Origin of the sequence: Solwaraspora sp. WMMD1047 (assembly GCF_029626155.1) — a bacterium.
Classification (GTDB): Bacteria; Actinomycetota; Actinomycetes; order Mycobacteriales; family Micromonosporaceae; genus WMMD1047.
This window is the reverse complement of the sequence record NZ_JARUBL010000001.1, coordinates 486,032-502,192: the sequence shown is the minus strand read 5'-3', so window position 1 is coordinate 502,192 and position 16,161 is coordinate 486,032. Positions and strand designations below refer to the sequence as shown.

Sequence of the window (16,161 nt, the reverse complement as noted above, 5' to 3'; positions counted from 1 at the left end):
GGCGTCCGTATGAGTAGTCGGCCGGATCGGCTTGCCGGTTCCCGGGAACTTTTCAGATCTCCCCACCGACTACTCCCGGACCGACCTGATCGACGACAAGGACCGATTCATGCGCCGCTCTCTGCTCCTACGCGCGACCGTCATCGCGGGCATCACCGCCACCGTCGTCCTCGGCTCCGGTGGCCCGGCGTCGGCACACGTCTCGGTCACCGCGACCGACGCGACCCCGGGCGGCTACACGAAGGCGGCGTTCCGGGTGCCGAACGAGAAGGAGGACGCCGGCACCACGGTCGTGGAGATCAACCTGCCCACCGACACCCCGATCGCCAGCGTCTCGGTCAAGCCGTTGCCCGGCTGGACCGTGGTCACCACCCGGGGCGCGCTGCCCGCGCCGGTCGAGACGGCCGACGGGGTGGTCACCGAGGCGGTCACCAAGATCGTCTGGACGGCGGCTGACGGCGTCGCGATCGGGCCGGGCCAGTTCGAGGAGTTCGAGGTGTACCTCGGGCCGCTGCCGGAGGCCGAGCAGGTGGTGTTCAAGGCCCTGCAGACGTACGAGGACGGCGATGTGGTGCGCTGGATCGAGGTCCCAGTGGCCGGTGGCGAGGAGCCGGCGAACCCGGCGGCCGTGCTGCAGTTGGCGGCGGCGACCGACGAGGCCGTCGAAGCCCCGGCTCCCGAGGCCGTCGAGGCGCCCGCCGAGGACGGAACGAACCGAACCGGCGTGGCCGGCATCCTGCTCGGGGTCGCGGGTCTGGTCGCGGGCCTGCTCGCCTACCGCAAGGCCGCGCTGCAGAGCACCTGATCGGGCAGGCCTGCCGGCCGGCGGTGGTCAGCGTCGCCAGACGGTGCCGCGCCGCTGGTACTCCAGCACCTGTTCGACCTGGACGGCGAGGTCGGCGCCGAGGAACCGCTCGACGAGCCAGAGCGCCAGGTCGAACCCCGACGTGACGCCACCGGCGGTGACCAGATCGCCGTCGTCGACGACCCGCGCCTCGGTGATGACACCGCCCTGGGCGCGCAGGTCCTCGACCGCCCGGTGGTGGGTGATGCACGGCCGGCCGGCGGTCAGGCCGGCGGCGGAGAGCAGCATGGTCCCGGTGCAGACGCCCGCGATGGTCAGCCCACGTCGTTCGGCGGCGGCGATCGCGGCGGGCACGACCCCCCGCTCGATCTCGTAGAGCACGCCCGGCGTGTCAGCCCGGCGATAACCACCACCGGGTACGAGCAGCACGTCCGCCTGGCGCGGCGCCCACCGCTCGACCGGTCCGACCTGGCAGCCGTGGAAGGCGGTGACCGGGTCGTCGCCGTCGACCGTCACCATGCTTGTGGTGATCGTCCCGCCGCCGATGCCCTTCGCCATGCCGAACACCTCGATCGGGCCGATGAAGTCCATCTCCTCGACTCCGCCGAACGTGACGATCTGCACCCGCAGCGGCCGGGTGGGGGTGAAGCGTGGCGCAGCCGGGGCGGTTTCCGGCATCAGTACCGCACCTCCCGCGACCGCTCCGGCGGTGACCGTGGCCCGAAGTACGTTCCGGCGATCCATCGGCTGCTCCTCATCGTTGGTGTCGCCCACGCGGGCCGACTCGCAGACATAGTCGTCCGCCGATACGCGCTAGTTCCCGGCCGGGCGGGTCATTCGGTGAGGGCGGTGCGGTGGCCGGTGGGGTCGAGGCGGATGGTGGCGAGCCGGCCGGGGTAGTGGGCGGCGAGTTGGCGTACCCGGGGGATGAGGCCGGCGGGGTGCGGAGCGGGACCGGTGGTCGTGGGTTGTTGGGGGACGCGGATGGGTTGTTCGGGGTCGGTGGGGGTGACCGCGTCCAGGGCGCTGGCCAGGGAACGCAGGCAGGACGCGACGGCGGCGGCCGGTCCAGGGCTGGTGGGGACGGGGTCGGGTTCGATCGGCTGGTCGGGGTCGACGATGCGGACGGACCAGCTCTCGCCCTGCAGCAGGTGTGGTTTGCCGGTGTTGTGGCGGTGGTCGACGGCGGTGATCTCGATGCCGAGGCCGAGGCCGACGACGAACCGGGCCAGGTCGTCGAGTCCGGGTCCGTCCCAGTCGTTGGCGCGCACGATGACCCGGGCACCGGGCCGACCAACCGTCGCCTTGGCGAGGTAGCTGGTGACCGGGTCGGTGGCGGGGGCGAGGACGTGCACGATCCCGTCGCGTAGGTGCTGGTCGAGGACCCGTTCACCGTCGATGTCGGTGAGGTCGGTGGGGCGTACGTCGAAGGTGGCCGCCAGGGGTCCGACTCGGTAGTGGGTGGGGAGTTGGACCACGGGTGAGCCGGAGGTGCCGTAGCTGGCCACCACCGCGCCCGGTGGTGTCTGGTCGTCGGGTCGCCAGTTGCGGTGCAGGCACCGGCCGCGCAGGTCGGTGATGGTGAGGACGGCGCCGAGCCGGATCTGGCCGGTGCCTCGGCAGTCGGGGCAGTAGGGCCGGTCGTCGCCGCCGTCGTGGCCGGGTCCGCCGGGGCAGCGCGGGCAGGCGGCGGTGGGGATCGGGTCGCCGCGGTGCTGGGGTACGGGTGGTTCCCAGCCGCGTCGTAGGGTGTCGCCGAGCCGGTGGGCGATCTGCCCGGTGGGCAGCTCGACCTCGGTCGGCTCCGGCTGGTCGGGTTGCAGGGTGACGTGCCACCAGTGCCGGTTGCGCCAGATCGCCTGGGCGCCCAGCCCGCGCCCGACGTCGGCGATGATCCGCCGTTCGAGTTGGTCGACGTCGTGCGCACTCAGGTAGCCGTTGATCCCCACGGCCGGGCGGGCCGCCACCGCGTCGGTGTGCAGGAAGTGCGCGGGGGTGTCGGGGGCGGCCCGGGTCAGTGCGGCGGCGGCCTTGTCCGGCGTGACGGCCGCGAGGGCGTCGTCCAGCAGAGCGGCCCAGTTCGACGGGTTGGCCGGCACCCCGCCGCCGGGCAGCTCGAACCGGACGTCCCAGTTCAGCCCGGTACGGGTGGCGTCCGAGCGCCGCGCCTCGATCACCACGTCGAGGTGGAGCTGATCGGCCAGGGCGCAGAGCCGGCCGAGCATCCGGGCGTGGTCGGGCGGCTCCGGCGGACTGGTCTGGCCGAGCAGCACCCGCCACGGCGGGCGGCCGGCGGCGGCGATGGCGGCGGCTTCGAGCTGATGCCGGCGTTCGGTGGGCAGGTCGGGCCGCCAGTCGCGGGGCAGCACCACCCCGGCCGTGGCCAGCGGATCGCCCAGGTCCGGCCCGCCGGCCACACGCAGGGCGCCGGCGGCCACCCCGACCCGATCGGCGAGTTCGGTGACGGTCAGCCCGAGCGGCAGCCACCACCGCCCGTCCGGGGTGGGCAGCGGTTCGACCGCCCCGGGTACGACGTTCACCGACGCCACCTGCCCGGTGTCCAGGTTCGCCACGGTGTAGACGAGCTGCGCGCGCCGCCGCCCGACCTGCCCGCAGTCCACGCACGGCTGGCTGTAGGTGCCCACACCCCGGCACTGCCGGCAGCCCGCCCACGGCCGCCGGTGCTCCCGCGTCGGCAGCGTCAGCCCGGTGTAGTCGACCCGTTCGCCATCGCCGTCGCGGCAGTCACACGGCCGCTGCACGAAGGTCAACCCGTGGCAGCCGCCGCACACCACCGTCGTCACCGCCGCGCTCACGCACACGCTCCCGGCCGCCGGAACTGGCCCTGCCAGTCGCGCAACGCCTGCTTGATCCGCAGGTTCTCATCCCGGGTAGTGGCCAACTCCCCCCGCAGCGCCGCCAGCTCGTCGGCGACCAGGTCCAGGAAGGCACCCACCTCCCGAGGGTCGCACCCACGCCGGGTCCGATCCGGGAACCGCCGGCCCCGCACCTGCCCCGGACTGATCACCGGCCGGTCATACCGGTAGTGGCCACCCACGTTCGGCATCCGCCGCACCGAGGCCGCGCCGGCAGGTCGTTCCGGCCGCCGGGCCCGCCCGTCAAGAGCGGAGATCTTTCGGGTACGCCGCCAAACGCGGCCGGGTATCAGCAGGTCAAGCAGTCTGCGCACGGTAGAGACCACCCTTCGAGGTCACGGAACGTGCAACGGATCACGGGTCGAAACGGGGTGGAAGGGCGGCCCGACCCCGGATAGGGGGAAGGCGAGGTCGGGCCACCCGCCCTGCGACCGCAGCCTCAATCGGCGAGTACGACCACAGAGCCGCTCAGTTGGGGGCGGTTCTGGACGAGGCGGTGGTGTTGGTACCCACCAGGATGACAGCGCCGTAGTCGTAGGTCAACTCATAACGACAACGACTTACGTTCATGACGTGAGCAATGATCACGATCTTGTCGGCGTAGGCGAAATTCGCCGCATGCTCGGCGGCGTGAGCCGGCAGCGCGCCTACGTGGTAACCCGCTCGCGCACCTTCCCCACACCGCTCGCGGAGTTGGACCAGGGACCGATCTAGCGCCGCTCGGACGTCCAGGCGTGGATCCGGGAGCACCGCCCGAACCTCGCGGGCGACTGACCGGAGGAACCCGCCGGTCCCGCCCTTCTACTCCCCTCCCGTGCTGTAGCTCTCCTGTGTTGCCGGGCTCGCCGAGTGACGCCGGTCGAGGGCCAGGGGCGGGCCGACCACCACCCCGGAGCACCGACGCCACCCCGACCCATCCAGACGCGGCACGCCTGGAGCCCACTCGCGCTGCCACACTCCCCGCGTTCCGATGCTGCTCATGGCGCCGAACAGCACCGGAACGCGAAGCCGTCCGGGCAACAGCGCGAGTACCACCCGAACGGGGCCGACCACCGGTTTGCCGAACCAAGGGGGCCTGGCCGCCACCAACATACGTCAGATTGTTCCGTAAGTGAACCCCCAACTTTATGCACCTACGTCACTTGCTGCACAAGCTAGCCGCGTGATCGAATAGCAGAGCCGAACCAAGGGGGTGTCATGCCCACAGGACCTGCCGAATACAGACGGATCGCGGACGAGATCACCGCAAAGATCAAGAGCGGAGAGCTGCCGAACGGCACGAAGCTGCCCAGCACCAAGGAACTGGCCGACCAGTTCGACGTGAGCGTGGCGACCGCCTACCGCGCCGTCTCGATCTTGCACGAGCGCAACCTCGTCCACGGCCAGCAAGGCCGAGGTGTCTACGTCAAAGCCGAGTCCTCCGAATAGCCGCTCGTCTCACCGCTCCCGCCGACGCTGGGCCTGTAGCGCCTGGCCGATGTCCGATAGTGTGCGTCCGGTGACGGGCAGCAGGATCGGTCGCGATGAACATTGACGAGGTCAAGCAGACGATCAGCCGAGGCAATACGGCCGCCAAGCAGGGACGCGAGACCCTGGAACGCGGCGTCACCGAGGCCCGCGACGCTGGCATGCTCGCCCAACGAGTGACCCATGACAGCGCCCACGACCACGTCACGCAAATGTCCAGGAAGCTCAATGAGCTGCGGCTTGAGCTGGAGCGAACCGTCCGCCGGTACGAGTCCGCGATCGAGCACGCGAACAGCTACGCGGCGAGAATCTGATGGCGACGGGAAGCATCGGCGACATCGTCGCCCAGCTCCGAGCCGCCCAGGACCAGCTCGCCGCGTCGGCCGTCACCGCAGGACGCGCTCAAGCCGACGCGCTCGAAGCCTTGTCCCGCTACACGGAGGCAGGTCGCGGCAGCGAGCACCCGGAGATCAAGGCCGCGATCTCTGAGATCCAGATCGCCGGCGCCAAGTCGGGCAAGATGGCCCGCCTGATCAACGAGATCCGGCAGCACATCATCGACTACGCCAACCACATCGCCCCCGGTTCGGTCTCTCCCGCTGACGCACCTTCCGCGATGCCAAGCGGGGAACAACTGGTGCAGGACGCCGCCCGACGCTCCAACGCCTTCGGCAAGGGCGCACGGGCCGTGACCAACAACGCGGAGAAGGCCGGCAACGCTGGCAAGAAGATCATCGACTTCATCCAGGAAGCCCGTCCCAAGGGCACGACAGCGACATCCCAGCCGTCCAGCACTCCCCCGACCGCACCGCAGCAGGGGACCGGGAACTTCGGTGACGCCGCCTCAGCCGTGATCGTCGGCGGCGCCATCGTGATCGCGGCCGGCCTGAAAGCGCTCGACGCAGGACGCAAGAAGAACGAGGAGAGACGTGACAGTCCAGACAGCCCATCTTGACCTGATCCGACTCATGATCAAGGGAGACGCAGAGACCTACCGCGAGCGCTGCGCGGCGCTCGACCAGGCCGGCTGGGATGGCTTCGGGCTGGTCGTCTCCGCCGCCTTCTACAACGCCGTCCAGGACCGCTTCGGCCCATCGAGCACCACCAACGACGTGATCCGCTTCGTCGCCGACGCCCGCCAGAACATCGGACACACCAACTTCGACGTCGACCCCGTAGCAGCCGAGACCCTCATCCAGGCCGCACGCTCCGGCAACACCGAGGAGATGGAGAAGCTACCGACCGAGACAGTCATCGAGACAGAGATGCTCCTAGTCTGGAACCTCCTGGAAGGCGTCACTGACGATGGCCTAGAGACATTCCTCTCAGCCGCCGAGCACCTAGCCCGCCAATGGGAGCGTGCCTCATAGCCCAATGCCGTTCAGATAAGGCTCTTGGGGCAGGCCAGGATGGGTGCGGGTGGTCCGGAGTGGCGGATGATCTTGTCGGTGAGTCGTTTGACGCGGTAGGAGTTGTGTCGGCCGCGTTTGATGGCTCGTTGGCAGGTGCGGTGCCGGCGTTCGGGCAGCGGGTGACGCAGGATCGCGGGGTGGGCTGCCGTTCGGGGCCTCAACGGGCTACCCCTGCCATGCCCGCGAGGGAGGTCAGCAAGCTGGCTACGAAGGGCGACCGAACCGGCAGTGGCGAACATCGGGCTTCACGTGAATAATCTTCGCGGTGAAGGCCTTCGTAGGAGTTACGGACGGGAACTGGCATCGCTTCCTCGCGGCACGTCCGCACCTGGACGAAGTCAACTTTTGGCGACCTTCTGGCGGTGGATTTCACGCGCTCCAAATTGGCGAGCCGTTCCTTTTCAAGTCGAAGTATCCGCAGAATCGGATTGTTGGTGGAGGATTCTTTAGCGGAGCAACCAAGCTTCCGATTTCCAGAGCCTGGCAGATCCTTGGCGAGGCCAATGGGATGGCGAGCCTCGAAGAGATGCGCAGCAGTATTGCTAGATACCGCAGACTGCCTCTTGGCCCTAATGACGATCCCGATATTGGCTGCATATTCGTGCGCGATGTCAAGTTCTTCACCGATGGCGCAACAGCCGATCCGCCACCGGATTTCTCGTCCAACCTCACCCAAGGCAAGACCTACGATCTTTCAACCGGAGGTTACCGGGAGTACTTCGACATGCTCCTTGGTTGGTTGACTGGAACGGCAGTTGAAGTCGACCAGAGTGAGCCATGGCACCGCCCTGGCCCGGTCTACAGTGACCCTCGACTCTCACGCCAGCGGCTCGGTCAAGGTTCTTTCCAGGTGGCGGTAATCGAGGCGTACCAGAGGCGATGTGCTGTAACCGGGAGCCGCCTACTGCCAACTCTACAAGCTGCTCACATTCGCTCCCTGAACAAGGGCGGAGAGCATCGAATCGACAACGGCATCTTACTTCGAGCGGATGTACATATCCTTTTCGACCGCGGTTATCTCGCCATAAGCCCGAAGAAGCGGCTGATGGTGAGTACACGACTCCGCGAAGAGTTCGGAAACGGCACCTACTTCTACACGATGGAAGGTAAGAGCATCGCTCTGCCGGAGCGGCAAGTCGATCAACCGAGCAACAAATTCCTTGAGTGGCACCTCGACACCGTCTTCAAAGCATAGATGCGTCGAGCCCCATGCGTGTCGCTTAACTGATGGCCACGTGGGACCGTTAGGGCGCATCGCCGACCTTCTCCAGTTGGGCGCGAGCGAGCTCCCGCACCTCGTGGTAGTCCTGCGAGAAGTAGCCGTGTGGCCAAGCGTCGTCCAGATTGCCGAGGCTGTCGAGACCAACCCGACGGACACACGAAACTCCGTCGCTCTGCTCCACAACGTAGATTGCAATGTCCTCCGGACTTATACCGTTAGCTCCTTCGGCAACTCGGCGACGCAACCGCAGTAGCAGCGTCTCACTGTGCGTTTCAACGAGCAGCCGGGTTCCGGTCTCTCGGGCGACCGCCAAGTAGAGGTCGGCCAGCTCGGCATGAGCCGCAGGATGCAGATGCGCCTCCGGCGCTTCAACGATCTGCAAAGAAGCCATCCTGCCGGCACCGGCCAACTCGTCAGACGCGCATTTGATTAGAATCGGCAGGACCTGATTGAGGCCACTACCCGCGTCAGCGAGATTGAGCTGAGACCGAGAGCCGTCACGGATCAAGATTGGGGACCAGAGTGGCCCGCGCCGAACCCCGCTGATGCGCCATCCCGGCACGACTTTTGTCAACTTATCATTCACCAGGTCAAGCAGTTGAGCATCCGGGAGATCCTTTTCAGGATCGCTCGTGGCGGGCGACCCTCCGTGCTGATTACCTAATCCGACCGGGGTCTCGGTCGTTCGCCTACACTGTTGAAACACCGGCTTCCGGTATGGTCCCAGATAGCTGATCGGACCAGGGTCTAGTTCGAATAGCTCTTGCAATCCCGCCAAGGTTCCAGGAGCCGGAAGCAGTCCGGAAAATGGAACCCGAGCCACGCGGGGAGGCAGACCAGTAGCGCGGATCTCGTACTCCTCGGGCTCCCTCGGCGAGACATGTCTCGTCGGACCTTTCAGAGTGCCGTCGAGGGCTGGTGCGGGCCTCCTATTCTCACTGAGTAGCCGCGTGGAGATCAGTTCCACCGTTTCGGCCTGCTCAGGATCCCCTCGCGGATGGTCGATGCGGAGCGAAACGACGACTGCATCACCCAACTCGTCGACGTACTGGAGGTCCGCGCGCATAGTAAAGGGCCGTGATCCGTCCACACTGATACCCAGCCGGAGTAGGCGTCTCAAGGTGTGCTGATCAAAGTAGAGGTCCCGGGTAGTGCCCACGCCGCCCACGCCAAAGCGGGCCATGTCCAGCGGAGCCGGTGAGCTGTTGTTGAAGCCGGAGGCGACTACGAGCGGGACGCGAACCAGTGCGCTCTTGCCCGAGTTGTTCTTGCCGAGCACGATCGTGACCGGCGCCAGTTCAATCTCGTGCTCTTCGCGAAACGACCGGTAGTTTCCAAAGATCAGCCGTCGAATTGACATGCCACAGTCATAGCAGAAGTGACGGTGAGCAAGCTAATCCACACCGATAGCGGCGAAGGTGCGAGGGATTGCGCGGCGGCCGCGGTCAGCGTGTCGCGCAGGCTCGGCAGCCCGGATTCCAGCATGTCCTGCAGACCATAGCTTGCCCCGATTGGGTTCGTGAGCCGAAACCCGGGCTGAACGTCACAGTCCCCGCTGGCGCAGTGCGGCGAGGAAGTTTCGCTTGCGGCTGTGCGTCGATTTCAGCCGGACCACCTCCGCCTCGAAGTCCTGGCCGGCTCGGGCGAACACGCCCCTGAGCGTGACCAGCAGGTCAGCGGCCCGCTCGTAGCCCGCCCCGCTGCCCTGGGCCACGGCTTCCTCGATGATCGGGAGGTAGATCGTCAGCGCCTCGGCCGGGTGGGTCGCCGACCGTCGGTGGGTGACCGACAAGCGGGTCTGCGGATCGCAGCGGTACCGGCTGATCGCCTCCCAGGCGGCCTCGTCCTCATCCTCCAGCAGCAGCACGCGCACGTACACATTGCCGGAGCCCCAGAGAGTGGCGTCGTCGGCCCTACGCCGCAGCAGCGACCATGCCTGTTCACGCTCATGCGGCCAACGCCCGGAGTCCGCAGCGAGAATGGCCTCCCGTAGTGCCCGGTAGGTTTCGACGCTGCCTTCCGACCGGAACCGTGCCTGCAACAGCGCGATGACGTCCTCGGTACGGCCGGCGTCGGTGTACAACTCCACCAGCAGATCCGCCAGGCCACTCGCGTGGTAGTCCCAACGGTCGACGCTGGCGCGACCCAGCTCCAACCACTCGGTCGCGTCGGCCGTCCGGCCTTCGTTCAGCAGCAGCCGCGCGATCTCGACATAGCGCTGTGGGCTGGACAGATCCTCGGCGTAACAGGCCACCAGCGCGTCGAGATCCCCGGTCGCCCGGATCAACTCCTGCCGCAGCCTGCGTACCGTCCAGTCCGACGGCTTGGCGGCCTTGGCGGTCTCCAGCACCGCCCAGTAGGCGTCCAGGCCCTCGTCGCCCAGCAGGTCACCGATGTCGGTGATGCTGACGTCCGGACTATCGGACTCAGCCAGCCGGAACTCCGCGAACCACTCGCCCAGTTCCTTCGGGTCGGGCGGTGCGATCTCGCACGCCTGGAGGTAGACGTCCCACGCTGCGCCGGCCGACTCGATCGCGGCGCCGCTGTGCTCCTCCGACCGCTGAGCGGCCTGGCAGAGCAGGCAGAACGCCCGTCGCAGCAGGGGTTGCACCTCGGGCGCATGGTCGGGAACCAGCGCGGCGAGGGCGTCGATGACCGCGTCGGCGCCCTCGGCGTACTCGTCCTCCTCGCCGTAGCCGATCCAGTCGACCGCCAGCCGCTCGACCTGCTCGGCCAGGAGTCCGAGGTCGACGGTTTCCGCACCGGCCAGCGCGCGGAGCAGCATCCGCTGGTACATGGCCGGGTCATCGCTGGCCTGCTGCCACACCAGATCGACCAGCTCGCCGTGCCCTAGGGTGGCGATGAACGTCCGAACATCGACCTCGGATGCTCCGCTGGTTCGGACGTTGCCGGTGGTCCGTTCCCGACCCAGCAACCGCAGGCCGACGGCGACGCAGTGCTTGCAGAAGTTGCCCTCCTCGCCGTACGGGCAATTGCAGTCGCCGTCCAGCTCACCGTCGGCGTCGTAGAGCCGGACCTGGTACCGGTCGGTGCCCGACACGGTGGCGACCACCCCGTCAGGCAGGTCCCGCAGGTTGCTCACCACCTCGACATACCCCTGCCCCCGACTGAACGAGCGCTCGCCGGCCAGGTCTTCGAGGTCGGCTTCCGTGAACCACGCCATGGCCGGCACCGTACCCGCCCCCACAGTCCCAATGAGACATGCCAGCACCACCTCACGCCGAGTGTCGGTGCGGTCTCGTATGGTGTCCGGCATGCCGAGTGCGGAACACGAGTCCCCGGTGGCTCTGGCCAAACTGGACCCCGGCCTGGTGGCCTGGCTGCTGACGAACGTCTTCCAGGTGAAGATGCCTGACTACCACCATGCCCGCGTCCACTCGACGGCCGTTCAAGGGCTGGGCCCGCGGGTGTTTGACGCTCACAGCACGCTGCTGTTCTGCGATCTTGACGACCGGCCGCTGCTCGCCGTCGTGTTCAAGATCCAGCGCGGCCGGACCAACACCACCCGGCGCACCTGGAACCTCTATGTAGCCCGCATCGAGGCCGAGCTGGTGTCGACGTCGCGCTGCTCGTCTACTGCCCCGACGCCCGGGTCGCAGGCCGGTACCGCGACCTTTTCGCGTACGACGGGCTGAGCCTGACCCTACGGCCGTTGATCTTCACGCCTACGGATGTGCCCCTCGTCCTGGACGTGAAAAAGTCCCAGGCCAATCCCGCCCTTGCCGTGCTCTCCGCCATCTGCCACGGCCACGACGCCCAGTTCGAGGCCACCTTCCCGGCGCTGATGGAGGCCCCTGCGATCACTGCCCCCGAGCACGGCAATGCCGTACCACGACATTGTGCTGGCCGGGCTGCCGCCAGCCGCCCGCGACCGTTGGGATGAGTACATCTCCAGGACCGTCGGCCACGAGTACCGCAGCGAGCTGTCGCGGGCGATTGCCACCCGGCGCGAGGCCCGCGGCGAAGCACGTGGCTGGGCCCGATCGATCCTGATCGTCCTCAAAGCGCGGGGCATCCCCGTGCCCGCCCAGACCAGTCAGCAGATATTGGCCTGCACCGACCTGGACCGACTCCAATCTTGGCTCGATCGAGCCAGCACCGCCGCCACCCTGGAGGATGTCCTCCACGGCTGATCAGCCGGCAGCCTTCCGTACGAGGTCAGCGATCTGCTTCTCTTCGGCGACACCGAGCGGGCCGGTGATCGCGTACGACGTCGGCCACATCACCCCTTGGTCGAGCTGGGCTGCCTCATCGAAGCCAAGGCTGTTGTAGCGGGTGCCGTACTTCGCGGCGGACTGGAAGAACACCACCACCTTGCCGTCGGCGTTCGCCCAGGCGGGCTGTCCGTACCAGGTCTTCGGTCGGAGGCCCGGTGCGACCTCGGTGACGATGACGTGGACGCGCTCGGCGATGACGCGTTGATCGTCCGGCATCGCCTGGATGCTCTTCAGCAGGTCGTCGAGCCCGGCCGCGGCCTTCTTGCCGCCCTTCTCGGCGCGCAGTTCTGCGGCGCGCTCCCGCATCGCAGCGCGCTCGACATCGGTGAACCCGCCGGATCCGTGCTTCGCCATGACTTCCTCCTCAGGTGGCCAGTCACACGCTAGAGCGGCAGGCCGCGGGTTACTTCTCGAATCCTGATCAATGCCCCCCTGCGAGGGGCCGTCGCCATGAGGCCGAAGTGCGGCGTCAACCAGCGGATGGCGTACGGATCAGCAGCGTCGCCTCAACCGCCACGGGGCCGGCGGTGGCGTACAGGTGTGGGGTGTCGGCTGTCCAGGAGACGTGCTCGCCCGGCCCCGCCGACAGCGGTGCGTCGATCGGGCCGACCCGGGCGTGGCCGCAGAAGACGGTGAGGTGTTCCGTCACGCCGGCCGGGTGGGCGGGAGAGACCTGTTCGACGTCGGTGATGATGCGCAGCGCGAACAACTCGTACGTGGCGGCCGGCTCCTCGAAGACCTCCAGCAGCGTCGACATCACCGCCTCCCCGCGCACCGGCGCGGCGGCCGAGGCGGGGGCGCCGCGCTCCAGCGTCAAAGCACTCATGGGTACGCCGAGCGCGGCGGCGATCGCGTAGAGGGTCTCCAGCCGGGGGTCACGGGTGCCGTTCTCCAGCCCCGACAGGGTCGCCTTGCCCACCCCGGCCTGGCGGGCCAACTCGGAGAGGGTCAGGTCCCGCGCCTCACGGAGTTCGCGCAACCGCCGACCCACCGCCGGCCCGTGCTGCTGGGGGCTTGTCGGACGCGCGCTCATCTGCGTATCGTGCCACCCGGCGGCTCGTTCCGTAAACGGAACGGCGGGGAGGGTGGCTGTGGGAGACCTGGCGCGGCCGGTCGTAGCCGGCCTGCTCAGCGCGGTCGTGGGCTACGCGAGTTCGTTCACGCTCGTGCTCGCCGGGCTGCAGGCCGTGGGCGCCAGCCCTGCCCAGGCCGCCTCGGGTCTGCTCGCCGCCTGCCTCGGCATCGGGGTCGCGGGCGCGGTGCTGAGCCTGCGCTACCGGATGCCCATCGCCATCGCCTGGTCCACGCCGGGCGCGGCCCTGCTGGTCGGGGCCGGGCCGGTGGCGGGCGGCTTCTCCGCGGCCGTCGGCGCCTTCCTGGTCTGCGCGGCGCTGACCGTCGTCGCCGGCCTGGTGCCATGGTTGGCGCGGGCGATCGCGGCCATCCCGCGACCGCTGGCCGGTGCGATGCTCGCCGGCATCATCGTGCCGCTCTGTACCGCCCCGGTCCAGGCACTTGTCGACATCCCGGCGCTGGCCGTACCCGTGATTGCGACCTGGGCCGTCCTGCTGCGCGTCGCGCGGAGTTGGGCCGTGCCCGGCGCGCTGGTCGCGGCCGTTGCCGCCATCGTCGTGACCGGGCCGGACGCGGGGCTCGGCGGCGCTGAGCTGCGGCCCGCGCTGGCCTGGACCGCCCCCACCTTCGACCTCGGGGCCGTCGTGGCCATCGCGGTCCCGCTGTTTCTGGTCACCATGGCGGGTCAGAACGTGCCGGGCGCCGCGGTGCTGGCCAGCTACGGGTACCAGGTGCCGCTGCGGCCCGCGCTGGTCACCACCGGTCTGGTCAGCGCCGCCGGAGCCCCGTTCGGGGGGCACCAGGTCAACCTGGCCGCGATCACCGCCGCGCTGACGGCTGGCGCCGAGGCGCACCCCGAGCCGCGCCGGCGTTGGATCGCCACCCTGGCCCTGGCCGGCGGCCAGGTGCTGCTCGGGCTCGGGGCGGGCGTGGCGACCGCGCTCGTGCTGCTCTCCCCACCCGTCCTGGTGATCGCCGTCGCCGGCCTGGCCCTGCTGCCCGCCCTCGGCTCGTCACTGGGCAACGCCGTCGCCGACCAGGAGATGCTGCTGCCGGCCGTCGTGACGTTCGTCGTCACCGCGTCGGGAGTCGCCGTGCTCGGCATCGGCGCCGCGTTCTGGGGCCTGCTCGCCGGCCTCGCCGCCCTGCTCCTGCTCCGCCGTCGGCGGGTGACGACCGACGCTGCGCTCCACCCGGACGAGGTGCCTGCCAACCAGCAGGGCTAGTGGCCTTGCGTCCACGCGGATGACGGGGCGGGGCATGCGCCCCGCCCCGTCTCGCGCAGATTCGCGGTCTTCGTTACCTGATCCCAGCCGCGAGCTGCCTCCGGGTCGGTTGGCAGATCGTGCTGGGCGAGAAGCATGGCCACCATCGGCCCATCCCGCCAGACGCCGTTGTCCAACAAAGCACGAATCGCCGTTTGCCGGGCCTCGGTATCGCACCCCCGTCCTGCCTCAGCCTGCTCTGGGAAGGCCGCTTCCAACAGCGCGCCCACCAGCGTGAACCGCTCTGGGCCGGACTCCGTGCCGGCGATCCGCCGCGCCAGAATCGCTACCCGATCCAGCGCGACCTCGGGACTCAGCCGCGACAGGGTGAGCGCCGCCAGTCCTGACATGTCCCCACTGAGGAACGGCCAGTTGGGCACAGGTTCGGGCGCCTCCAACAGACAGGCGTAAAGCTCTTCGATGATCGGACGCGGCGGTCGGGTGGACAGCCGCGCCGACCCCAGCACCGCCGACCAGCGCTCGACGCGGCTCGAGCCAGCCCGCCTGCGCGACAACGCCTCAACCAACTCCGCATCGTTCTCGGTAGCGCCACACAGGCCAGCCGCCACGCAGGCGGTCGACGCCACAATCGGTTCCGGTTCCTCGTTGATCAGGCGCGTCAGGGCGGGTACGAGCTGGTCGCGCTCCTCAGGAAACCAGGCCAACAGGTGCGCCGCGTGCAGCCGTACCGCCGGGTTGGCCGAGCGCAACGCCGCCACGTAGACCGCAACACCAGACCGGACGGCGTCGTACGCCGCCAGATCCCACTGCTCCGTACGCCGATCGGCCTCCACATCCACGTAGCGGGCGGTCCATTCCCGTGCCCGCCGTTCACCCTCGCTGGCGGCGGCGACCCACATCGATCGCTCCCGATCCAATTCCTGCAAGGTCATGCTGGCCTGGCGGGCTACCCGACGCCGAATCGCGGCGATGTCCGGCGACTCGATGAGCCAGTAGCCTTCGTCGCCAATCGCGATCATCCTCAGCACCTGGCAGGCTGCGAACCGGTCGGGCGCCTGCGGATCCGCCACAACGTCGACGAGGAACCCGGCGGCGACGGCACTCGCGTCGAACCGCGAGCCCTGGTGCACCAGGCGCCGCGCCAGCGTCTCGTACGCCTTCCGGCGGGTTCCCGCGTTTTCCGACCAGACTGCGTGCAGAAACTGTGGAAGATCACCAGCCGGCCCGTAGACGTCAACCAGCGATGCCCAGTCCACGATGCGTAGCGCTTCACTGCGTTCAGGCACATGTCACCGTACGCCGGCTCGGATTCGCAGATGAGCTTCGGTGCTTGGGCCTACCATGTCCGCAGCGGCCGAGGCGAGGACGGTGCGAGGTTGCGGCAGCGGGGCGGCGGGGCGACGTGGACGCTTGCGGTGGCGATCGCCTTGGTCCTGGCGTGTGGGCTGTCGATCAGATCCACGCGAAACTCCCACGACAAGGAGTCGCGCGACTCGGCCCGCGAGATCAACCAGTACCTGACTCTCGTCCAGCGACGCGATCGCTTGGGTGCTGACGGAATGCTGTGTGGCGGCGACGATTCAGGCCCTGCCGAGCTACCTGTCGGATTCCCCGACGATGGACACGCGGCGGAAGTCGAGTCCTACACGATCGTCCGGACCTGGAATTGGTCGTCGGTCACCGACGGCCACGGTACGGGCTACCTGGCTCGGCTGACGTTCGCTGACGGGTCGGCCGCCGACATCGAGCTCGCCGTAGAGGTGATAGGCGACCACCCATGTGTCGCCACATCGGTCCCGATAGTGGCGTCGAGCGGCTCGGCCGACGACTGACGCTGGCCC

At 68.6% G+C, this 16,161-nt stretch carries 19 protein-coding genes; 11 read left to right on the top strand and 8 right to left on the bottom strand.

Features of this window, described 5'->3' with window-relative positions:
* Positions 1-109 precede the first annotated feature (109 nt).
* A complete protein-coding gene (locus tag O7627_RS02355; protein WP_278091857.1) occupies positions 110-805 on the top strand; it encodes a YcnI family protein in 696 nt (231 codons plus the stop codon).
* A 27-nt stretch (positions 806-832) separates the two neighbouring features.
* Here O7627_RS02355 and O7627_RS02350 read toward each other — a convergent pair whose 3' ends face one another.
* The 3 genes from O7627_RS02350 to O7627_RS02340 all read right to left on the bottom strand — a co-directional run bounded on the left by O7627_RS02350 (position 833) and on the right by O7627_RS02340 (position 3,995).
* Positions 833-1,549 carry a DJ-1/PfpI family protein gene (locus O7627_RS02350; protein ID WP_278091856.1) on the bottom strand — a complete coding sequence of 239 codons (717 nt, stop codon included), beginning with the start codon at positions 1,547-1,549 and terminating at the stop codon, positions 833-835.
* A gap of 89 nt (positions 1,550-1,638) precedes the next feature.
* The gene (locus tag O7627_RS02345) at positions 1,639-3,621 is read right to left on the bottom strand and encodes a hypothetical protein (RefSeq protein WP_278091855.1); all 1,983 of its coding nucleotides are present in this window, start codon (positions 3,619-3,621) and stop codon (positions 1,639-1,641) included.
* Entirely contained in the window at positions 3,618-3,995 is a 378-nt protein-coding gene (locus tag O7627_RS02340) for a DivIVA domain-containing protein (protein ID WP_278091854.1), read from the bottom strand. The genes O7627_RS02345 and O7627_RS02340 overlap by 4 nt, the downstream gene beginning before the upstream one ends.
* A 259-nt stretch (positions 3,996-4,254) precedes the next feature.
* Between O7627_RS02340 and O7627_RS02335 the strand changes: the two genes are divergently transcribed.
* The 6 genes from O7627_RS02335 to O7627_RS02310 all read left to right on the top strand — a co-directional run bounded on the left by O7627_RS02335 (position 4,255) and on the right by O7627_RS02310 (position 7,755).
* Positions 4,255-4,395: a hypothetical protein gene (locus O7627_RS02335; protein ID WP_278098563.1), complete on the top strand. Its 141-nt coding sequence runs from the start codon at positions 4,255-4,257 to the stop codon at positions 4,393-4,395.
* A 483-nt stretch (positions 4,396-4,878) separates the two neighbouring features.
* Entirely contained in the window at positions 4,879-5,109 is a 231-nt protein-coding gene (locus O7627_RS02330; RefSeq protein WP_278091853.1) for a winged helix-turn-helix domain-containing protein, read from the top strand.
* A gap of 95 nt (positions 5,110-5,204) precedes the next feature.
* The gene (locus O7627_RS02325) at positions 5,205-5,462 is read left to right on the top strand and encodes a hypothetical protein (protein ID WP_278091852.1); all 258 of its coding nucleotides are present in this window, start codon (positions 5,205-5,207) and stop codon (positions 5,460-5,462) included.
* Positions 5,462-6,103 carry a hypothetical protein gene (locus O7627_RS02320; RefSeq protein ID WP_278091851.1) on the top strand — a complete coding sequence of 214 codons (642 nt, stop codon included), beginning with the start codon at positions 5,462-5,464 and terminating at the stop codon, positions 6,101-6,103. The genes O7627_RS02325 and O7627_RS02320 overlap by 1 nt, the downstream gene beginning before the upstream one ends.
* Entirely contained in the window at positions 6,078-6,518 is a 441-nt protein-coding gene (locus O7627_RS02315; RefSeq protein ID WP_278091850.1) for a hypothetical protein, read from the top strand. Before O7627_RS02320 ends, O7627_RS02315 begins: the two co-directional genes overlap by 26 nt.
* 307 nt (positions 6,519-6,825) lie before the next feature.
* Complete coding sequence (locus tag O7627_RS02310; RefSeq protein ID WP_278091849.1) at positions 6,826-7,755, top strand: HNH endonuclease; 930 nt, start codon at positions 6,826-6,828, stop codon at positions 7,753-7,755.
* Positions 7,756-7,804: 49 nt separating this feature from the next.
* On the opposite strand, the gene O7627_RS02305 is transcribed toward O7627_RS02310, so the two are convergent.
* Positions 7,805-9,142: an AAA family ATPase gene (locus O7627_RS02305; RefSeq protein WP_278091848.1), complete on the bottom strand. Its 1,338-nt coding sequence runs from the start codon at positions 9,140-9,142 to the stop codon at positions 7,805-7,807.
* 183 nt (positions 9,143-9,325) lie between these two features.
* Positions 9,326-10,966, bottom strand: a complete 1,641-nt coding sequence (locus O7627_RS02300; RefSeq protein WP_278091847.1) for a DUF6880 family protein — start codon at positions 10,964-10,966, stop codon at positions 9,326-9,328.
* Positions 10,967-11,057: 91 nt separating this feature from the next.
* Between O7627_RS02300 and O7627_RS02295 the strand changes: the two genes are divergently transcribed.
* Both O7627_RS02295 and O7627_RS02290 read left to right on the top strand, forming a co-directional pair.
* Entirely contained in the window at positions 11,058-11,438 is a 381-nt protein-coding gene (locus tag O7627_RS02295; protein WP_278091846.1) for a hypothetical protein, read from the top strand.
* A gap of 204 nt (positions 11,439-11,642) precedes the next feature.
* Complete coding sequence (locus O7627_RS02290) at positions 11,643-11,936, top strand: hypothetical protein (protein WP_278091845.1); 294 nt, start codon at positions 11,643-11,645, stop codon at positions 11,934-11,936.
* On the opposite strand, the gene O7627_RS02285 is transcribed toward O7627_RS02290, so the two are convergent.
* Entirely contained in the window at positions 11,937-12,374 is a 438-nt protein-coding gene (locus tag O7627_RS02285) for a hypothetical protein (RefSeq protein WP_278091844.1), read from the bottom strand. It lies immediately after the preceding gene.
* A gap of 115 nt (positions 12,375-12,489) precedes the next feature.
* Positions 12,490-13,053 carry a helix-turn-helix transcriptional regulator gene (locus tag O7627_RS02280; RefSeq protein ID WP_278091843.1) on the bottom strand — a complete coding sequence of 188 codons (564 nt, stop codon included), beginning with the start codon at positions 13,051-13,053 and terminating at the stop codon, positions 12,490-12,492.
* A 58-nt stretch (positions 13,054-13,111) separates the two neighbouring features.
* Here O7627_RS02280 and O7627_RS02275 point away from each other — a divergent pair, with 58 nt between their 5' ends.
* The gene (locus tag O7627_RS02275; RefSeq protein ID WP_278091842.1) at positions 13,112-14,320 is read left to right on the top strand and encodes a benzoate/H(+) symporter BenE family transporter; all 1,209 of its coding nucleotides are present in this window, start codon (positions 13,112-13,114) and stop codon (positions 14,318-14,320) included.
* Here O7627_RS02275 and O7627_RS02270 read toward each other — a convergent pair.
* Positions 14,317-15,606, bottom strand: coding sequence for a HEAT repeat domain-containing protein (locus O7627_RS02270; RefSeq protein WP_278091841.1), 1,290 nt, complete (start codon positions 15,604-15,606; stop codon positions 14,317-14,319). The two genes, O7627_RS02275 and O7627_RS02270, sit on opposite strands and share 4 nt — an antisense overlap.
* Before the next feature lie 129 nt (positions 15,607-15,735).
* Between O7627_RS02270 and O7627_RS02265 the strand changes: the two genes are divergently transcribed.
* Entirely contained in the window at positions 15,736-16,152 is a 417-nt protein-coding gene (locus O7627_RS02265; protein ID WP_278091840.1) for a hypothetical protein, read from the top strand.
* Positions 16,153-16,161: the final 9 nt, after the last annotated feature.

Coding starts and splice junctions, on each gene's coding strand:
- O7627_RS02280 (WP_278091843.1), bottom strand. CDS start 13,053: ATGAGCGCGCGTCCGACAAGCCCCCAGCAGCACGGGCCGGCGGTGGGT.
- O7627_RS02295 (WP_278091846.1), top strand. CDS start 11,058: ATGCCGAGTGCGGAACACGAGTCCCCGGTGGCTCTGGCCAAACTGGAC.
- O7627_RS02300 (WP_278091847.1), bottom strand. CDS start 10,966: ATGGCGTGGTTCACGGAAGCCGACCTCGAAGACCTGGCCGGCGAGCGC.
- O7627_RS02285 (WP_278091844.1), bottom strand. CDS start 12,374: ATGGCGAAGCACGGATCCGGCGGGTTCACCGATGTCGAGCGCGCTGCG.
- O7627_RS02350 (WP_278091856.1), bottom strand. CDS start 1,549: ATGGATCGCCGGAACGTACTTCGGGCCACGGTCACCGCCGGAGCGGTC.
- O7627_RS02330 (WP_278091853.1), top strand. CDS start 4,879: ATGCCCACAGGACCTGCCGAATACAGACGGATCGCGGACGAGATCACC.
- O7627_RS02355 (WP_278091857.1), top strand. CDS start 110: ATGCGCCGCTCTCTGCTCCTACGCGCGACCGTCATCGCGGGCATCACC.
- O7627_RS02325 (WP_278091852.1), top strand. CDS start 5,205: ATGAACATTGACGAGGTCAAGCAGACGATCAGCCGAGGCAATACGGCC.
- O7627_RS02305 (WP_278091848.1), bottom strand. CDS start 9,142: ATGTCAATTCGACGGCTGATCTTTGGAAACTACCGGTCGTTTCGCGAA.
- O7627_RS02320 (WP_278091851.1), top strand. CDS start 5,462: ATGGCGACGGGAAGCATCGGCGACATCGTCGCCCAGCTCCGAGCCGCC.